General features: G+C 69.8%; 20 protein-coding genes and 1 tRNA gene. 13 read left to right on the top strand and 8 right to left on the bottom strand.

Features of this window, described 5'->3' with window-relative positions; all coding sequences use genetic code 11:
- Nucleotides 1-87: 87 nt before the first annotated feature.
- On the top strand, nucleotides 88-483 hold the full coding sequence (locus tag ABFX54_RS04745) for a pyrophosphohydrolase domain-containing protein (RefSeq protein ID WP_346101661.1): 396 nt from the start codon (nucleotides 88-90) through the stop codon (nucleotides 481-483).
- A gap of 61 nt (nucleotides 484-544) precedes the next feature.
- A complete protein-coding gene (locus ABFX54_RS04750) occupies nucleotides 545-988 on the top strand; it encodes an HIT family protein (protein ID WP_346101663.1) in 444 nt (147 codons plus the stop codon).
- 186 nt (nucleotides 989-1,174) lie between these two features.
- Here the strand turns inward: ABFX54_RS04750 and ABFX54_RS04755 are convergent, their stop codons facing one another.
- A complete protein-coding gene (locus ABFX54_RS04755; RefSeq protein WP_346101665.1) occupies nucleotides 1,175-3,979 on the bottom strand; it encodes an AfsR/SARP family transcriptional regulator in 2,805 nt (934 codons plus the stop codon).
- Between the two features lie 367 nt (nucleotides 3,980-4,346).
- On the opposite strand from ABFX54_RS04755, the gene ABFX54_RS04760 reads away from it, so the two are divergent.
- Nucleotides 4,347-4,514: a hypothetical protein gene (locus ABFX54_RS04760; protein ID WP_346101666.1), complete on the top strand. Its 168-nt coding sequence runs from the start codon at nucleotides 4,347-4,349 to the stop codon at nucleotides 4,512-4,514.
- Here the strand turns inward: ABFX54_RS04760 and ABFX54_RS04765 are convergent, their stop codons facing one another.
- Nucleotides 4,515-5,681: an LLM class flavin-dependent oxidoreductase gene (locus ABFX54_RS04765; RefSeq protein WP_346101667.1), complete on the bottom strand. Its 1,167-nt coding sequence runs from the start codon at nucleotides 5,679-5,681 to the stop codon at nucleotides 4,515-4,517.
- Between the two features lie 163 nt (nucleotides 5,682-5,844).
- On the opposite strand from ABFX54_RS04765, the gene ABFX54_RS04770 reads away from it, so the two are divergent.
- Nucleotides 5,845-6,252 (top strand): hypothetical protein, encoded by a 408-nt coding sequence (locus tag ABFX54_RS04770; RefSeq protein ID WP_346101669.1) that lies wholly within the window; start codon nucleotides 5,845-5,847, stop codon nucleotides 6,250-6,252.
- 16 nt (nucleotides 6,253-6,268) lie between these two features.
- On the opposite strand, the gene ABFX54_RS04775 is transcribed toward ABFX54_RS04770, so the two are convergent.
- Nucleotides 6,269-6,910: a LysE family translocator gene (locus tag ABFX54_RS04775; RefSeq protein WP_346101671.1), complete on the bottom strand. Its 642-nt coding sequence runs from the start codon at nucleotides 6,908-6,910 to the stop codon at nucleotides 6,269-6,271.
- A gap of 97 nt (nucleotides 6,911-7,007) precedes the next feature.
- Between ABFX54_RS04775 and ypfJ (ABFX54_RS04780) the strand changes: the two genes are divergently transcribed.
- The 3 genes from ypfJ (ABFX54_RS04780) (at nucleotide 7,008) to ABFX54_RS04790 (ending at nucleotide 9,200) form a co-directional block, all read left to right on the top strand.
- Nucleotides 7,008-7,964 carry a KPN_02809 family neutral zinc metallopeptidase gene (gene ypfJ, locus ABFX54_RS04780; protein ID WP_346101672.1) on the top strand — a complete coding sequence of 319 codons (957 nt, stop codon included), beginning with the start codon at nucleotides 7,008-7,010 and terminating at the stop codon, nucleotides 7,962-7,964.
- Between the two features lie 64 nt (nucleotides 7,965-8,028).
- Entirely contained in the window at nucleotides 8,029-8,868 is an 840-nt protein-coding gene (ypfJ, locus tag ABFX54_RS04785; RefSeq protein WP_346101674.1) for a KPN_02809 family neutral zinc metallopeptidase, read from the top strand.
- Between the two features lie 35 nt (nucleotides 8,869-8,903).
- On the top strand, nucleotides 8,904-9,200 hold the full coding sequence (locus tag ABFX54_RS04790) for a type II toxin-antitoxin system VapB family antitoxin (protein ID WP_106242934.1): 297 nt from the start codon (nucleotides 8,904-8,906) through the stop codon (nucleotides 9,198-9,200).
- A gap of 204 nt (nucleotides 9,201-9,404) precedes the next feature.
- Here the strand turns inward: ABFX54_RS04790 and ABFX54_RS04795 are convergent.
- The 4 genes from ABFX54_RS04795 to ABFX54_RS04810 form a co-directional block, all read right to left on the bottom strand.
- Nucleotides 9,405-9,494: transfer RNA gene (locus tag ABFX54_RS04795), tRNA-Ser, on the bottom strand.
- A gap of 10 nt (nucleotides 9,495-9,504) precedes the next feature.
- Entirely contained in the window at nucleotides 9,505-9,942 is a 438-nt protein-coding gene (tadA, locus tag ABFX54_RS04800) for a tRNA adenosine(34) deaminase TadA (RefSeq protein ID WP_346101754.1), read from the bottom strand.
- A gap of 14 nt (nucleotides 9,943-9,956) precedes the next feature.
- On the bottom strand, nucleotides 9,957-10,433 hold the full coding sequence (locus ABFX54_RS04805; RefSeq protein ID WP_346101676.1) for a tRNA adenosine deaminase-associated protein: 477 nt from the start codon (nucleotides 10,431-10,433) through the stop codon (nucleotides 9,957-9,959).
- Between the two features lie 18 nt (nucleotides 10,434-10,451).
- The gene (locus ABFX54_RS04810; protein ID WP_428834497.1) at nucleotides 10,452-10,967 is read right to left on the bottom strand and encodes a tRNA adenosine deaminase-associated protein; all 516 of its coding nucleotides are present in this window, start codon (nucleotides 10,965-10,967) and stop codon (nucleotides 10,452-10,454) included.
- A 253-nt stretch (nucleotides 10,968-11,220) separates the two neighbouring features.
- Here ABFX54_RS04810 and upp point away from each other — a divergent pair, with 253 nt between their 5' ends.
- The 6 genes from upp (at nucleotide 11,221) to ABFX54_RS04840 (ending at nucleotide 15,811) form a co-directional block, all read left to right on the top strand.
- A complete protein-coding gene (gene upp / locus ABFX54_RS04815) occupies nucleotides 11,221-11,859 on the top strand; it encodes a uracil phosphoribosyltransferase (protein ID WP_346101679.1) in 639 nt (212 codons plus the stop codon).
- 187 nt (nucleotides 11,860-12,046) lie between these two features.
- Nucleotides 12,047-12,271, top strand: coding sequence for a hypothetical protein (locus tag ABFX54_RS04820; RefSeq protein WP_346101681.1), 225 nt, complete (start codon nucleotides 12,047-12,049; stop codon nucleotides 12,269-12,271).
- A 252-nt stretch (nucleotides 12,272-12,523) separates the two neighbouring features.
- Nucleotides 12,524-13,057, top strand: a complete 534-nt coding sequence (locus ABFX54_RS04825; RefSeq protein ID WP_346101683.1) for a PH domain-containing protein — start codon at nucleotides 12,524-12,526, stop codon at nucleotides 13,055-13,057.
- A gap of 96 nt (nucleotides 13,058-13,153) precedes the next feature.
- A complete protein-coding gene (locus tag ABFX54_RS04830) occupies nucleotides 13,154-14,497 on the top strand; it encodes a helix-turn-helix domain-containing protein (RefSeq protein ID WP_346101685.1) in 1,344 nt (447 codons plus the stop codon).
- Nucleotides 14,498-14,596: 99 nt separating this feature from the next.
- Nucleotides 14,597-15,271, top strand: a complete 675-nt coding sequence (locus ABFX54_RS04835) for a FadR/GntR family transcriptional regulator (RefSeq protein ID WP_346101687.1) — start codon at nucleotides 14,597-14,599, stop codon at nucleotides 15,269-15,271.
- A 72-nt stretch (nucleotides 15,272-15,343) separates the two neighbouring features.
- The gene (locus ABFX54_RS04840; RefSeq protein WP_346101689.1) at nucleotides 15,344-15,811 is read left to right on the top strand and encodes a MarR family winged helix-turn-helix transcriptional regulator; all 468 of its coding nucleotides are present in this window, start codon (nucleotides 15,344-15,346) and stop codon (nucleotides 15,809-15,811) included.
- Nucleotides 15,812-15,845: 34 nt separating this feature from the next.
- On the opposite strand, the gene dnaN is transcribed toward ABFX54_RS04840, so the two are convergent.
- Entirely contained in the window at nucleotides 15,846-16,943 is a 1,098-nt protein-coding gene (dnaN, locus tag ABFX54_RS04845; protein ID WP_346101691.1) for a DNA polymerase III subunit beta, read from the bottom strand.
- Nucleotides 16,944-16,945: the final 2 nt, after the last annotated feature.

The following is a 16,945-nucleotide window of genomic DNA, read 5'->3' on the forward strand; positions in this document are numbered from 1 at the left end:
CGGAGGCGCCTCTGGTGGCCGCCGCACGCGCATTGCCGGTTGCGCATCGTCCGGAGCATCTAGGGTCGGGGCATGGACCATGAGCCGATGCGGCGGGTCGCCGAGTTTCGTGAGGTGTTCGACGGTGTGGCCGATGCGGCGCGGCCAGAGGTGGCGGAGCAGCGGCGGACGTTGCTGGTCGAGGAGGCGCGGGAGGCGGCCGAGGCTCTGACCGAGCTCGCACAGGCGCTGCGGGCCGGCGGCGATCCGCTCAGCGCGTACCAGGCGGTGGCGAAGGAGCTGGCGGATGTCCTGTATGTCACCTACGGCGCGGCGGATGCGCTGGGGATCGATCTGCCGGCCGTGTTCGTCGAGGTTCACCGGTCCAACATGAGCAAGCTCGACGCCGACGGACGGGTGCTCCGCCGGGCGGACGGCAAGGTGCTCAAGGGGTCAGAGTACCGGCCGCCGGTTCTGGACGAGCTCGTCGAGTGGCCGGTCTGAGAGCCTCCTCCGGGCGGCTTCGTCAAAACTCCAGAAACCATGTCCAGCAGGGAGAAGTCGCGTGCACAACCACGCCCCCGCCGACTACCACTGCCCGTTCTGTCACCTCACCCCGGACCGGGAGCCCGACGTGGTCCACCGGGACGAGCGCGTCTTCGCGATGATCTGCCCCCGCTGGTGGCCGCGGAACGCGGGACATCTGCTGATCATCCCGGTCGCCCATCACGAGAACCTGTACGACCTCCCCGCCGCCGACGGGCACGCGATCTTCGACGTCACCCGGCTGCTGGCCCGGGCCATGCGCACCGCGTACGACTGCGCGGGAGTCTCCACCCGCCAGCACAACGAGCCCGCGGGCAACCAGGACGTCTGGCACTTCCACCAGCACCTCTTCCCCCGCTACCCCGGCGACGACCTCTACCGCACGCCCCCGGAGCCCGAGTGGCTGCCCGCAGGTCGTCGCCGGGCCTACGCGGAGCGGCTGCGTGCCGCGCTCAACCCGTAGCGCTTTCCGAATGAGCTCAGCGCTTCGCGATGTGGAAGTCGATGGTGTATTGCCGCGCTCCGCAGCAGCCGGGGTGACTCGGGTCGGGAGTCGTGATCCAGAGCTGCCCGAGGTCTCTCCCTCTTCCTCTGGCTATTCTGTTGACCGGTACGCCAATGAGGAGCACGCGGGCCGGGGCGGCGCGGGTCAGAGCATGTTTCTGATCGGCTGAGGGGTTTCCGGCACGGCCTGGGCGAGGATGTCGCCGGCCTCCCCAGGCGTCAGCAGGCGGGCGGCGCGCAGGAGGCGGACGGAGTCCTCCCACTGCCGCCGGGCTTCGGCGTGCCGGCCGAGGCCGTGCAGCGTGGTGCCGAACCACCACCGAGACACGGCCTCCTTCAGGTGGTATCCCGCCTCGCGCAGCAGTCGTACGGCCGTCGTGTAGCTCTCCGCCGCCTCCGTGAGCCGGCCGGCGTGGCGGTAGGCGTCGCCCAGCGAGCCGTGGGCGATGCCCGCGTCGGCGAGCGGGCCCGTCGGCGGGGCCTGCTCCACGAGCAGGCGCGCTTCGGCGATGGCCTCGTCGAAGCGGCCCTGGCGGTAGTAGACGTGCACCCGGTTGTTGCGCAGGGTGGCCGTGGCCACGGGGCGTTCGGCCTCGTCGTTGAGCTCCAGCCCGGACTCCAGGTGGCCGAGCGCCTCGTCGAGGCGGCCCACGATGGCGTTGATGACGCCGAGGTTGTTGAGCACGCCGACCTTCCTGCGCGGCAGGCCGGCCCGGTCCCAGTCGGTGAGCGCCGTCCTCAGCTGCGCGATCGCGTCGTCGTAGCGGCCCTGGTCCCGGTACACCCAGCCGAGGAAGCTGCTGAGCTGGGCCTTGTCCTCCCAGGCTCCGATGCGGTGGGCCACCTCGATGGCCTGCGCGTAGACGCCGTCCAGTTGCGTGTGCCAGCCCTGGAAGCAGAAGGGCCAGTGGAGTCCGATGACGAGGCCGACGGCGGTCGCGGGGTCGGGGCCGGTCAGCGCCTGCTGCGCGGCGGCGAGCAGGTTGTCGCGTTCGTCCTGGACCCATCGTCCCGCCTCCGCCAGGTCCGCGAAGGGGCTGTCGGGCAGTTCCACGGGGGCTCGCAGGACGGCGTCGGGGTTGAGCATCGTGCTCGCCGTCCAGAGGGTGGCGACGTAGTGGTGCAGCGCCCGCCGTACGGCGGCGGCGCGTTCCTCCTCCGGCACATCCTGGTGGGCCCGTTCGCGGGCGTAGAGGCCGACCAGGTCGTGGAAGCGGTAGCGGTCGGGGCCGGGTTCGAGAAGGCGGGCGTCATGGAGACGTTCGAGAGCGGCCTCCGCGCGGTGGTACGGCCAGCCGGTCAGGGCGGCGGTGGCGGCGGGGGTGTGGGTGGGCAGGTCGAGCAGGCCGAGCCGGGGCAGCAGGTGGGCGGCGTCCCGGCCGGCGGGCTCTTCGCGCAGGTGGTGGTGGCTGACGGCGATGCTGGCGCGGATGGCCAGGTCGGCGTACTCCAGCGTGTCCAGGCGGCGGGTGGCGTCGGCCAGCCGTGCCTCCAGGCCGGACAGGGTCAGGTCGGGGCGGGCGGCCAGGCGGGCGCCGATGATCCGCAGGGCTAGGGGAAAGCCGCCGCACAGGCCGACGATCCGTTCGACCGCCTGCGGTTCCGCGCGGGTCCGGTCGGGCCCGGCCAGGCGGGACAGCAGCGCGGCGGCGTCGGCGGCGTCCAGGGCGCCCAGGTGCAGGTGGCGGGCGTTGTCGAGGGCGGCCAGCGGTTCGCGGGAGGTGATCAGGACGCGGCAGCCGGGGCCCCCGGGGATGAGCGGGCGGATCTGGCGTACGTCGCGGGCGTTGTCCAGGATGACCAGCAGGTTGGAGTGCGCGGTCAGTGAGCGGTAGCGGGCGGCGGCCTCGCCGGAGGTGGCGGGGGCGGCGGCGCCGTCCAGGCCGAGGGAGCGCAGCAGATGGCGCAGGGCCTGCTCCGGCGTCACCGGGTCGAGCCCGGGGGTGGACCCGTGCAGGTTGACGTAGATGACGCCGTCGGGGAACCCGGGTGCCACGGCGTGCGCGACGTGGACGGCCAGGGCGGACTTGCCGATGCCGCCGGGCCCGTCGATCACGGTGACGGCGGGCCCGCCGGTGGGGCCAAGCGCGGTGCGCAGGTGATCGATCTCGGCGGCGCGGGCGGTGAAGGTGTGGGTGTCGGCGGGCAGTTCGGCCGGCGGGTACGACTCCCCGACCGTGACCTGCTGCGCCGGGGTGGTCAGGTCGAGACTCGGGTCCTTGGTCAGCACGGCCTGGTGCATGCGGCGTAGTTCGGCGCCGGGTTCGAGGCCGAGCTCGGAGATCATCACCTGGCGGGTGGCCTGGTAGACGGCGAGCGCCTCCGAGGGACGACCGGCACGGTGCAGGGCGAGCATGAGCTGCGCGACCGGGCGTTCGCGCAGGGGATGAACCTGTACGTGCACCGCGAGTTCGGCGGCCACCGCGTGGTGATCGCCCGCGGCGAGGCGGAGATCGGCGTGGTCCTCCAGGACGGTGAGGTGCTCTTCCTCCAGGCGGGTGGCCTCGATCCTGGCCCAGGGGTCGGTCAGTTCGGCCAGCGGATCGCCCCGCCACAGCCCCAGGGCCTGGCGGAACAGCGCGTCCGCGCCGGCTCCCTGTGCCTGGGCGGTGCGGGCGCGTCTGGCCAGGCGCAGGAACAGATGGGCGTCGACGTCGTCCGGTTCGAGCGCGAGCCGGTAGCCGCCCGGCACGGTCTGGAGGATCTCTCCTGTGGTGTGCGGACCGAGGGTCTGGCGTAGTTTGGAGATCACGATGTGGAGCTGTTTGGCGGCGGTCGCCGTGGAGCTCTCCCCCCAGATGTCGGTGAGGATGCGCTCGGCGTGTACGACCTGCCCGGCGTTCAGCGCGAGCCTGGTCAGCACGCCGATGCGTCGGCGCCCGGCCAGCCGGACCGGCTCGTCACCGGCGAATACCTGCCACGGGCCGAGAAATCTGATCTCCAGCGTCACTAGGAGCGCTGCCCTCCTTCAACGGGGTCGACAATGAGCGGGCCGGTCCCGCAATACCGGATTCAACGCCATAAATGCGGAAATTTCTGGCGCTTGAGTGCACACGTGCATGTATAGGAGCGCGGGCTTACAGCTCCCTTACAAACGACTCGCGAGACGCCTGATCACCGGGGGACGCCCAGGCTCGAAGGACGGGATCGACCGGCCTCGCGCCTGACGCCACGAACGTTTTGTCGGGTGTTCACCTGACATCGCCATTTCGCGCCATGCGTAGGCTCGACCCCGGGGCGTGCACGAACCTATTGTGTCGTGATCTCCGCGTCCAATAGCCTGCTCCCCCTCACGTTCGTAACGCAATGGAGGTCTTGTGACAAACGCCAGCCTGCTCAAGAAGCTCGCCCTGGTGGCCGCCGCCGGGCTCATCGGGCTCGGCATCGGCGCCGCGGCCGCCTCCTCGGCATGGGCTGTCGACCCGGACACCTTGCTCGACTGGCCCACGCCCTCCGGAGAGATCTCCGACTCGACCCAGCGGTGATCAGTCCTTGATGTTCGCCTCCGCCCGGTACTTGTCCGTCATGCGGGCGACCGCGGTCAGCTGCGCCTGCGCGTAGTCCGCACGGACCTCGCTCGCGCGGGCGGCGGCGTCCAGGGTCGGCCGCGCCTGGCCCTGGAACTCGGGCATCACGTGCTGGGCGATGAGCTCGTACGAGCGGTTCGTCGCCGCCGGATCGGCCCACTCATGGGCCATCAGCAACATCGCCCCGAACCCGCCGGACTGGTCGAGCAGCCGCCGCACCTGCGCCTTGGCGTCCTCGACGGTGCCGATCACGCCGATGCCCGACCCACGCACGAAGTCGATCATCTCCTTCAGGTCCCCGCCCTGGACGCCCATCTGCGGGAACGCGGCCACCTTCTGGAAGTAGCGGAACCAGGGCTCGATGCCGTGCTCCACGTCCCGCGCGGCCTGCTCGCGGGTCTCGGCCACGTGCATGATCCCGACCAGCCGCCAGGCGGCGCGGTCGACCTCGGTGCCGTACGTGGCCGCGCGCTCCTCCATGACGTTCCAGTGGTGCGCCAGCGCGTCGAACCCGTCGGCGGTGAGCGTCGCGCCGATCGACAGCAGGCCCAGGCCGTGCCGCCCGGCCAGGCGCGGCCCCGTCGGCGAGGCCACCGCGGCGACGGCCACCTCGAACCTGGGCTCGGTGTACGGCCGCAGCTGCAGCCGCGCGTCCACCAGCGTGTGCGTACGCGTCTGGGCCGTGACGCTCTCCCCGCGCAGCAGCCGCAGCACGATGTCGAGGTTGTCGTCGAGCAGCTCCCGCGTGTCGGTGGGGTCGAGCCCGATCATGGCCGAGTCGGTGGGCAGCGAGCCTGGCCCCACACCCAGCATCACGCGCCCCCTGGTCAGGTGGTCGAGCAGCACCATGCGGTCGGCCACCCAGAGCGGGTTGTGGTAGGACAGCGAGGTCACGCCGGTCCCGAGCCTGATGTGCCGGGTACGCTGCGCCGCGGCCGCGATGAAGATCTCCGGTGCCGCGATGATCTCGGTGCCGGCGGAATGGTGCTCCCCGATCCACGCCTCGTCGTACCCGAGCCGGTCGAGATGCTCCATGAGGGCCAGATCGCGGTCGATGGCCAGGGTGGGGTTCTGTCCCGCCGTGTGGAACGGGGCCAGGAAGACACCGAAACGAAGCCTGCTCACCGCTCCTCCTCTCGACGTGGGTAGGACTTCAGTCCACTCCGCGATGCCCGAGTCGGCAATCCCTGTCACGTATGCCGGTTCGGCCTGGTTCGCGGCCATGGCCATGGGGGGCGGCCTATGCTCGGCCCGTCGATCGCCCTTCCCCGAGTCGAGAGGCTCGCCGATGTCCGAGGCTTACGCCGTCGAGGCGATGCCCCGCTCCGTGTCCGTGGCCAGGATCTGCATGGGGGTCCAGGCGGTCATGGGGATGGTGGGGCTGTTCCTGCTGTTCGTCCTGCTGGGCAGCGTGCCGCTGAGCAGGGTGGTCAGCGCGGCGGGCGGAGCCGTGCTGGTCGCGCTCGCCGTGCCGCTGCTGACGATCCTGTTGATCGGGTTCCTGGCGCTGCGGATCCCGACGCGCCGCTCGTGGGTGCGCGCGTGCGGGCTGGTCGTCGAGCTCCTGGTCACGCTGCTGGGTCTGTGGCAGCTCCTGGGCAGCGTCAGTCTGGGGAACGTGCTGGGGGTGCTGCTGGCCGGGGTCACGTTCGGGCAGTTGTGCCGGTCGTCGTCCGCGTCGTGGTTCGACCGCTGAGCCCGTACGTTCAGACTCAGGCGCTGACCAGGGCCTTGGAGCGGTCGGTCGCCATGCTGACGGCGAAGGCGCCGAGGACCGTGCCGGTGACGTAACGCTGCACCCGCACCCAGACGGGGCGCTCGGCCAGGAACGCGGCCAGGGCGCCCGCCGAGAGCACGATCAGGCCGTTGACGATCGTGCCGACGGCGACCTGCACCGAGCCGAGCGCGAGGCTCTGCAGCAGGACGTGCCCCATCGACGGGTCGATGAACTGCGGCAGCAGTGACAGGTACAGGATGGCGATCTTGGGGTTGAGCAGGCAGGTCAGCAGCCCCATGGAGAACAGCCGGCCGGGACGCTCCACCGGCAGCTCGCGCGCCTCGAAGGCGGAGATGCCGCCCGGCCGGATGGTGTTCCAGGCCATCCAGAGCAGGTACGCGGCGCCGGCCACCTTGAGTGCGGTGTAGGCGGCGGGCACGTACACGAAGACAGCGGTGAGCCCGAGGCACGTGGCGGTCAGGTAGGTGGCGAAGCCGAGGAAGACGCCCGAGAGGGAGATCAGCCCCGACCTGCGGCCCTGCGTGATCGAGCGGGAGACCAGATAGATCATGTTCGGCCCGGGGGTGAGCACCATGCCGAGGGACACCAGGGCGATCCCGATCAAACCAACCGTCATAAGCCGCACATTAGCCGATATTTCGGTAGAAATCTTGCAATGTTGACTGCGGTGCGTATTCGTCTTGTCACAGGGGAGAACTGCGTCAGGGGGAGACATGCAGTTCGACGACGACAAGTCCCTCGACCCGTCGCAGGTCGAGGACGTACGAGCTTCGGGCCCGCAGCGCGGCGGCGGAGGCGGGGGCGGGTTCGGCCGGATGCCCAGCGGTTGCATGCTGCCCATCGGCGGCCGGGGCGGCGGCTGCCTGCTGCTGATCGTGGCGGTGGCGGGGTTGTTCCTGTTCGGGCTGGTCCCGACCCCCTTCACCGGCGACGAGGGCGGGCCGCAGGGCGGTGGTCAGCAGCCGAGCGCGCCGCCACCGGCCACCGGCAACCTGGCCGAACGCTGCCGGACCGGTGCCGACGCCGACCAGTCCGAGGACTGCCGCGTCGTCGGCACGGTCAACAGCATCCAGTCCTACTGGCGGCAGGCGTTCGGGGACGAGGGGCGCAGGTCGTACACGCCCGCCAAGACCGTGCTGTTCACCCGGGCGGTCGACACCGCCTGCGGCGCGGCCGACTCCGCCGTGGGGCCGTTCTACTGTCCCGCCGACCGCCGGGTCTACCTCGACCTGACCTTCTTCGACACGCTCCAGCGCGACTTCGGGGCCGAGGGCGGGCCGTTCGCGCAGGCGTACGTGATCGCCCACGAGTACGGCCACCACGTCCAGAACCTGCTCGGCACCATGAACCGGGTCGGTCACGACAACCGCCCCGGCGCCGGCAGCCCCTCCGTGCGCCTCGAACTGCAGGCCGACTGCTACGCCGGCGTGTGGGCGCAGAACGCGGTCAAGACCGGCTTCTACGAGGAGCCGTTCAGCAAGAACGACATCGACCAGGCGCTCAGCGCCGCCGCGGCCGTCGGCGACGACAGCATCCAGCGCCGCACGCAGGGCCGCGTCACCCCCGACGGCTTCACCCACGGCACCTCGGCGCAGCGGGCGAAGTGGTTCAGCACCGGCTACGACACCGGCGACCCCGAGCGCTGCGACACCTTCTCCGGCGCGATTTAACCCGATATCCCCGCCCGTCACGGGGAAGTAGATCCTTCTGGCAGTGCCCAGAGAGGATCTCAGCATGGACTTCAGAGACCAGGCCGACCTCGACGCCTCACAGGTGGAGGACGCCGGTGGCGGCGGGGGCGGTGGCGGCCTGTCCGGATTTCCCGGCGGGATGATCGTCGGCGGGGGCGGGATCGTCAGCCTGATCGTGCTGGTGCTGGTCGTCGTCCTGAACAACGTCGGAAGTGGCGCGGAGCCCGCGCAGCGGCGGCCGCCGTCGAACCTCGCCGAGCAGTGCCAGACCGGCAAGGACGCCGACCAGTCCGAACGGTGCCGCGTGGTCGGCGTGGTCAACAGCATCCAGGACTACTGGAAGACGCAGGTCTCCGGCTACCGCCCGGCCAAGACCGTGCTGTACTCGGGCCGGGTGCGCACCGGCTGCGGCTCCGCCAGTTCGGCGGCCGGTCCCTTCTACTGCCCCGGCGACCAGCGCGTCTACCTCGACCTGAGCTTCTTCGGCACGCTCCAGCGCGACTTCGGGGCCAAGGGCGGGCCCTTCGCGCAGGCGTACGTGATCGCCCACGAGTACGGCCACCACGTCCAGAAGCTGCTCGGCGCCCTCGACGGGGGCAGCTCGGTCGCCGTCGAGCTTCAGGCCGACTGCTACGCGGGGGTGTGGGCGCGCAACGCGTACGAGACCGGCTTCTACGACCAGCCCTTCACCGCCGCGGAGATCTCCGAGGCATTGGACGCCGCGGCGGCGGTCGGCGACGACAGAATCCAGCGGCGCGGCACCGGCAGAATCGATCCTGAATCGTTCACCCACGGCAGCTCCGCGCAACGCGTCAACGCCTTCCGGCGCGGATACGAAAAGGGCGCGCCCACCGACTGTGCCGGTGCCGGCGCGGCCGGATAGCGCGAGGAATCGGAATCTCTCCTAAAATCAGGGGGGTGATCTTCAAGCTAGTCGGCGACGGACGCCCTTATCCCGACCATGGTCTGAGCCACCGAGAGTGGGCTCAGATTCCTCCACGGCAGGTCCGGCTCGACTCGTTGATCACCACGAAGGCCATGCTGGACCTGCACTCGCTGCTCGCCGCCGACTCCACCTTCTACGGGGATCTCTTCCCCCACGTGGTGCAGTGGCAGGGCGAGCTCTATCTGGAGGACGGCCTGCACCGCGCGTTGCGGGCGGCGCTGCACCAACGCTCGATCCTGCACGCCAGGGTCCTTGAGCTACCCAACTGAGAAAGGAAAAGAAACGGAGCCGCCGATTCGCCGCGGCTCCCTTTCTTTTCCGGGCGCCGGGCGACGCCGGAGGCGGGTTTTTCCGCACGATTATGATTATCAGCCGCTTTTTCGGCGAGATCACTAAGCCGCGCCGTCCGGCCTTCGAACCCGGGGCGGACAGCCGAAAGGGCCCCCGACCCGGAGGTCGGAGGCCCTTCGCTGTGGCGGTGGTGGTGGGATTTGAACCCACGGATGAGTTGCCCCATCACACGCTTTCGAGGCGTGCGCCCTCGGCCACTAGGCGACACCACCGCGAACGAGCTTACCGGATCCTGCGAGTGGCGAAGAACCGCTTTAGCACCTCGCCGCATTCCCCGGCGAGCACGCCCATGACGACCTCGGGCCTATGGTTGAGCCGGCGGTCGCGGACGACGTCCCACAGCGAGCCCACGGCCCCGCCCTTCTCGTCCACGGCGCCGTACACGATCCGGTCGACCCTGGCCAGGACCGCGGCGCCCGCGCACATCGTGCACGGCTCCAGCGTGACCACGAGCGTGCAGCCGGTCAGTCGCCACTCGCCGCGCAGCCGGGCGGCGCGGCGCAGTGCGAGCACCTCGGCGTGGGCGGTGGGGTCGGCGGAGGACTCGCGGTCGTTGCCCGCCGCGGCCAGCACCTCGCCGTCGGGGCCGAGCACCACCGCCCCGACGGGGATCTCTCCCCTGTCGCCGGCCATGACGGCCTGCTCCAGGGCCGAGCGCATGGCGTCCTCGTACGTCACCGCAACCGGTCGAGCTCGTCGGCGAACGACAGCCGCTCGGCGATGACCGACAGGATGTCGGCGGGCAGGTTGCCCTCCTCCATGCTGAGCTCGATCAGCTCCTCGCTGCTCAGGCCCAGATCGCTGAGCAGCTCGAAGTCGCCCGCCGGGCGGACGCCGAGGCCGTTGCTCTCCTTGTCGGGGGCCACCCCGGCGAACTCGGCGAACAGCTCGCCGAGGCCGTTGGAGACGATGGCGTGCGCGTCGGACAGGAACACGCGCGGCTCGTCCTCGCCCCGGTATCGGGCGATGGCGAACCATTCGTCCTCGACCTCGACACAGAGCAACGCCAGCTCGTCGCCGGTCAGCCCCAGCGACTCCATGACCGCGTCGCCGAGGTCATCGACGATCTCGGCGTCCCCGAGATCGACCTCGGCCCCGCTCCAGCCGTCGGACGTTCTGACAAAAGCCGCAGAGAAGGTGTTGGACGCCATGTCCGTCGCTCCAGGGGGTCAGCCGAAGACCGATTCGATGGCACGCTCGAACGGCTCGGAGAAGCCGAGTCGTGCGGCGATGCTGGACAGCACGTCTTCGGGCAGCAGATCGATGTCGCCGGAGAGGATGCCCAGCTCCATCTCGTCCAACCCGAGATCGGCGAAGATCGACAGGTCTCCGGCCGGAAGCGCGGTCTCCTCGTCCTGGAGGATCTCATCGAGCTCCTCCTCGTCGGGAACGGGCACGTCGAGATAGTCGAGCGCCTGGCGCGCCAGCGGGAAGTCCCACGAGGCGGCGATGTCGGAGAGGAACACCTCCACCCGCTCGCCCAGGACCCGCAGCGCCACGAAGAACTCGTCGCCCACGGCGACCAGCCCGATCGTGCCGCTCTCGCTCGGCTGCTGCTTCATGGCATGGATCAGCCCGTGCAGGTCCGACGTGAGAGTGGCCGGCAGCAGCTCGGCATCCCAGCGGTCGTCCTCGCGATAAACCACGATGGCGAAGTCGAGAGCGTCTTCGTCTGTCATCGCCATCCCCACCCGACCTCTGACACGACAGATATCATCTGGACCCAATCGTTCCAGACCCAGCCACTGGGCGTGTGCCTCTCGGGCCAAATTGTGATCAAAACCAAAGATCTGAGGTGCCGGGCGACCGTGTGCCCGATTCCGTGAGGCCCGCGCGACCCGCCGGGATCCGCTCCGTGACGCCCGCGCGGCCTGCCGGAGCCCACCCCAGGTGAGAGGGGTCGGCAGCAGCGTTCACCAGGAGATAGCGTGTGGTCCCATGGAGACCCTCGTCGTCGATCATCCGCTCGTCGCCCACAAGCTCACCACCCTGCGCGACGTCCGCACCGACTCGCCGACCTTCCGCAGGCTCGCCGACGAGCTGGTCACGCTGCTCGCGTACGAGGCCACCCGCGACGTGCGCGTCACCGAGGTCACCGTCGAGACCCCCGTCTCCCCGGCGGCGGGCGTGCGGCTGGCGAAGCCGTACCCGCTGGTCGTGCCCATCCTGCGGGCCGGGCTCGGCATGCTCGACGGCATGACCAGGCTGCTGCCCACGGCCGAGGTCGGCTTCCTCGGGATGATCCGCAACGAGTCGACGCTGAAGGCCGAGACGTACGCCACCCGCCTGCCCGACGACCTGTCGGGGCGGCAGTGCTACGTGGTCGACCCGATGCTGGCCACGGGCGGCACGCTGGCGGCGGCCGTGCAGTTCCTGTTCGACCGGGGGGCCGTCGACGTCACCGCCATCTGCCTGCTGGCCGCGCCCGAGGGGCTGGCCTACATGGACAAGGTGTTCGCCAACTCGGGCAAGCCGATCCGGGTGGTCACGGCGGCGCTCGACGAGCGGCTCAACGAGCACGGCTACATCGTGCCGGGGCTCGGCGACGCCGGCGACCGGCTCTACGGCGTCGTCTGAACCGTCGTCCGAACCCGACCCGTCCTCCGGACCCGTCGTCTGAATGGGGCGCCTCCAAGGGTCATGCCGTGACCGCCTGAAGGCGCATTTTCGTCACGCCGAGTCACCTCTTCGTTACATACTGTGGTTGAGTGGGTACGAAGAGAGAGAAGGAAGGCAACTTCCGTCATGCGCGTGGGGGAGCACGATGAGCGATCACACCGAGGCGGACCCGACTCCGTACGCGGACGTGGAGGCGGTGCTGTGCGACGAGTTCGCCGGCATCCACTCCACGACCACCGTAACGCGCTGCGTGGAGGCAGCGCACTACGGCGCGCTGGAGGTCACCGGTTACGCCCATCCGAGCCTTGTCGAGCGCATCGCGCGCAAGCATCTTCACGTCCTGGCTCTGGTGGCCAGCGAACGCGGCTAAGCAAGATCAGAACTTACCCGCCAACTTACCTTTACCCCGGCATCCAGGTGGGTAATGTATACGGCGGGTGGAGTGGGTAAGTGGCACGGAGGCGACGGTGCAGGTCAAAAAGGTCCTCACATACGGTGGTATCGCATTTGTTGCGTACTACCTGTTCGCGCGACCAGCTGACGCCGCGGACGCGGTGAGAGGAGCGTTCGACACGGTGTTCAACGCAGCCGACTCTCTGGCTCAATTTGTGAACAGCCTCTCATGAGACTTGTGACCCACGGGGACTCAGCTCCATCGTCGGTCAACCGCTACCTCCTCCCCCACGAACAACAGGTCATCATGGTGCGACGGCACCCTGCCATTCTGCTGCGTCCCGTCGCCGAAGTGCTCGGCGGTCTCATCATCGCCGGACTGCTCAGCAGGTTCTTCGGCGGCGGCGAGGCGGGCGGCACGGCGCTCGTGGTCGTCTGGTGGCTGTGGCTCCTGCTTCTCATCCGTTTCGTCTGGAAAGTCGCGGAGTGGTCGGTCGATTACTTTGTGGTGACGTCGAAGCGGATGTTGCTCACCACGGGTCTCATCACGCGCAAGGTCGCGATGATGCCCTTGGGCAAGGTCACCGACATGAGCTTCCAAAGATCTCTGCTCGGACGCATGCTCGGCTACGGTGAGTTCATCCTCGAGTCGGCCGGCCAGGATCAGGCTCTGTCAACGGTCGAGTACATTCCGTATCCGGAAACCCTGTACCTCGAGGTCTGTCAGATGCTTTTCCCCAGCAAGGACGACAGCGACGATTAATCACAGCGTGGCAAATTCTTCACGCGGGGATACCAGATTCGGCTACTTCATGCAATCATTGCGTGTTGTTGACCCTTCCCCGCCTTGAGAGATGAGATGCCGAGTCAGGGAACCATCGGTGACCGCGTCCGCGGATTGCGGCTGAACAGGCGGATGTCCCAGGCCCAGCTGGCCGGACCCGACCTGTCTGACAGTTATGTCTCGCTCATTGAGTCGGGTAAGCGCACGCCGACTCCTGTTGTGGCCAGACTCCTGGCCGAGCGGCTCGGATGCACGACGGAGTTCCTCCTTCACGGGATCGAACCTCGCCAGCGCATCGACACGGAGCTCGGATTGCGTCACGCCGAGCTGGAGCTGCAGCACGGTGACCCGTCCGTGGCCGCCGACCGCTTCACGGAGATCGTGAAGGCAGCCGACGAGGAGAACGCCATGCTGACCGCGCAGGCGCGGTTCGGCAGGGCGCGCGCACTGGAGGCGCAGGGCCGGCTCGGCCAGGCCGTGGAGGCCTTCGAGCGGCTGCGCAGGGAGGCCGCGGCTCACCCCGAGCGGCTGGCCGACCTTCCGCTGACGATCGCGCTGAGCCGCTGCTACCAGCGGGCGGGCGACCGGCTGCGGGCGCGCGACCTGGCGAGCGCCGCATTGGCGCACGCCGAGCGGCTTTCCATCACACAGGGCGAGCTCGCCACCGACCTGGCCGGTGCGCTGGTCGAGGCGCGCGGCGAGCGCGAGAGCGACTCCCCCGAGCTGACCTACGTCAAGCACGTCCTGGACATGAGCGGCTCTCCTGAAGTTGTGGACCGTTCCGGGGAGATCAAGGCGCTGTGGCACGCCAGTGCCGCCGCGGCCGCGGGCGAGGACTCCGCCCTGGCCGTGCGCCTGGCCGACGACGCGATCACGGCGGGCCGCCAGACCCGGCTCGCGCTGCAGCTGGCCCGTACGGCCATGCACTGGGCCCGGATGGCCTCGGCCCCGATCGACGAGGCCGAGCGGCTCGTCGCGGGCGCGGTCAAGGCGTTCGGCGTGTTCCCCTCGACCGCGCGCGAGCACGGCGAGAGCCTCATCGTGCACGCGCGGGTCAAGCTGCGCGCCGGCGACCCCGCGAGCGCGGCCGAGCTGGCCGTGGTGGCTCTGGGCGTCTCTCAGGACCACCCGGGCACGACTCCCGCCGAGGCCCACCTCGTGCTGGCGACCGTGGTGCTGGAGCAGGAGGGCGACGCCTCGACCCATCTGCGCAACGCGCACGAGCTGCTCGCCGGGCTCGACCGTCCGGTGTTCGGCTCCGACCGTCAGGCCGCTCGTTGCTGGCGTGAGCTGGGCGACCTCTACGGCAGGGCCGGTGACCGAGCACAGCAGACCGCCGCATATCGTAAGGCCCTCGAAGCTGCCGGAGTTCGCTCCGCCATGGCGGGGGTGACGGTTGACGCGACAGTCTCCAGCTGATCCTCCGGGAGCTCCAGATTTGGCCTTTTGAGTCTGGAATAATTAGGGTCGACCAGTCATTGACTCATAGGATGATTGGTTTCCCGGAGGAGGCGGACTGTGAGTCTGCGTACGGCGCAGCGGGCTTCGCTCGTCGACCAGGTCATCGATCAGCTCAAAGAGCAGATCACGTCAGGGTCGTGGCCGATGAACGGCAAGATTCCCACCGAGACGGTGCTCGCCGAGCAACTCGGAGTGGGACGTAACACCGTTCGTGAGGCCGTACGCGCGCTCACGCACGCCGGGCTGCTCGAGTGTCGCCAGGGCGACGGCACCTACGTCCGGGCGACCAGCGAGCTGTCCGGCGCGATGCTGCGGCGGCTGCGCCAGGCGGAGCAGCTGGAGATCCTCGAAGTGCGTCGCGCGCTCGAAGTCGAGTCCGCGCGCCTGGCCGCCACCAGGCGCACGGACGACGACATCAAGCGCATCGAGGCGGCGCTGGCCGAGCGCGACCGGGCCTGGGAGCTGGACGACCCCGACTTCTTCGTCGAGGCCGACCTGGCCTTCCACATGGCCGTCGCGCACGCCACGCACAACCTCGTGCTGATCGACCTGTTCGAGGACTTCTCGGCCGCGCTGCGGGCCAGCATCACGGCGGCCGGCACGTCGCTCAACAGCAGCTACATCCCGCACGACGCCATCGCCAGGGCCATCGCGGCCGGCGACGCGGCGGCGGCGGAGCGGGCCGGGCACGCCTGCATGGAGCACATCCTCATCGCCCTCACCGAAGCCTGACCCCCAGCCCTCTGTCCTTAAGGACCGGGGGCCGCGGCGTCACCACACCGAGATCCATCGAGGGGGTGCGTGGTGCGCAGGCAGGAGGACCCCGACCTCGGCGTGCTCTCCGGCCGGACCCTGTTCAGCCTGCAGCGCGAGCTGTTCGCCAAGCTCGCCGAGCAGGGGCATCCCGATGTCCGGCCGCGTCACGGCGCCGTGCTGGCCTATCTCGACGAAGAGGGCAGCAGGGCCACCGACCTGGCCGCGTGGTCGGGCCGGCACAAGCAGGTGATCGGCACGCTGGTGGACGAGCTGGTCGAGCTTGGTTACGTGGAACGGCGGCCCGCCCCCGGCGATCGGCGGGCCAAGCTGATCGTGCCCACCGCCAAGGGGCGCGATCACATCGCCAAGTCGGACGCCATCCTCGCCGAGCTGGAGTCCGGGCATGCCCGGGTCGTGGGCGAGGCGGCGTACGCCGAGTTCAAGCGGGTGTTCCGGCTGGTCACCGAGCTCCAGACAGGCGAACGCGCACCAGACGGCGAACCCGCCAAACGATAAGCACACCGCCCGCCACACCCCCCGCCGCGCGTCCTCAGGACTGGCGCAGCGACATGACCAGGTAGCGGAAGGCGGGCTCGGCGTCGCCCGGCACGTCCTGGATGAGGGCCGGCCGGGTGGGCGACTCCAGGTTGATCCTGGCCAGCTCGCTCTCGATCCCCGTCAGCCCGTCGAGCAGGAACTGCGACTGGAAGGCGATCTGGATGTCGTCGCCGCGCAGCTCGCACGGCACCACCTCGGCGCCGCGCCCGATGTCGCCGCCGCCGGCCTGGATCAACACCTGGCCCTGGCTGAACGACAGCCGGATCGCGGTGTTGCGCTCGGCCACCAGCGCCACCCGCTTGATCGCGCCCACGAACGGCCCCACCGCCACGTCGGCCCTGATGGACCAGTCGGAGATCAGCCTGGCCCGGTAGTCGATGAACTGCTCGTCGAGCAGCCGCACGGTCGTGCTGCGCCCCACGCTCTCGAACCCGGCCACCCCGTCGCCCATCGCGACCGAGACCTCGCCGCCCCGCAGCGACTTGGCCACCTCGACGAGCACGCGAGCGGGCACCATGGCGGAGACGGCGACGTCGGGGCCGGCCGGACGCCAGGCGAAGTCGCGGGCCGCGATGCGGTAGCGGTCGGTGGCCGCCATCGCCACCGCCTCGCCCTCGATGTCGATCCTGATGCCGGTGAGCATGGGCAGCGTGTCGTCGCGGCTGGCCGCGGGCGCCACCTGGCCGACGGCGGAGGCGAACACGCCGCCGCCGATCGCGCCGATGCTCGGCGGCATGGCGGGCAGCGTCGGGAAGTCTTCGACCGGCATCGTGATCAGCCCGAACTCGGCGGTGCCACAGGTCAGGACCGCTTCCTGGCCGTCTGTGGTGATCTCGACGTCTTCGGCGGGCAGGCTGCGGCTGATCTCGGCCAGCAGGCGGCCTGGGATCAGCACGCGGCCCTCCTCGGCCACGTCGGCCTCGATCGTGGCCCGTGCGGAGACGTCGTAGTCGAACGCGGACAGCGTCAGGTCCTCGCCCGCCTCAAGCAACAGCCCGGACAGGACGGGCACCACGGGGCGGCTGGGCAGGACTCGGGCAGCCCATGCCACCGCATCTGCCAGAACATCGCGGTTAACCCGGATTTTCACCT

The organism is Nonomuraea maheshkhaliensis (assembly GCF_039529435.1).
Classification (GTDB): domain Bacteria; phylum Actinomycetota; class Actinomycetes; order Streptosporangiales; family Streptosporangiaceae; genus Nonomuraea; species Nonomuraea maheshkhaliensis.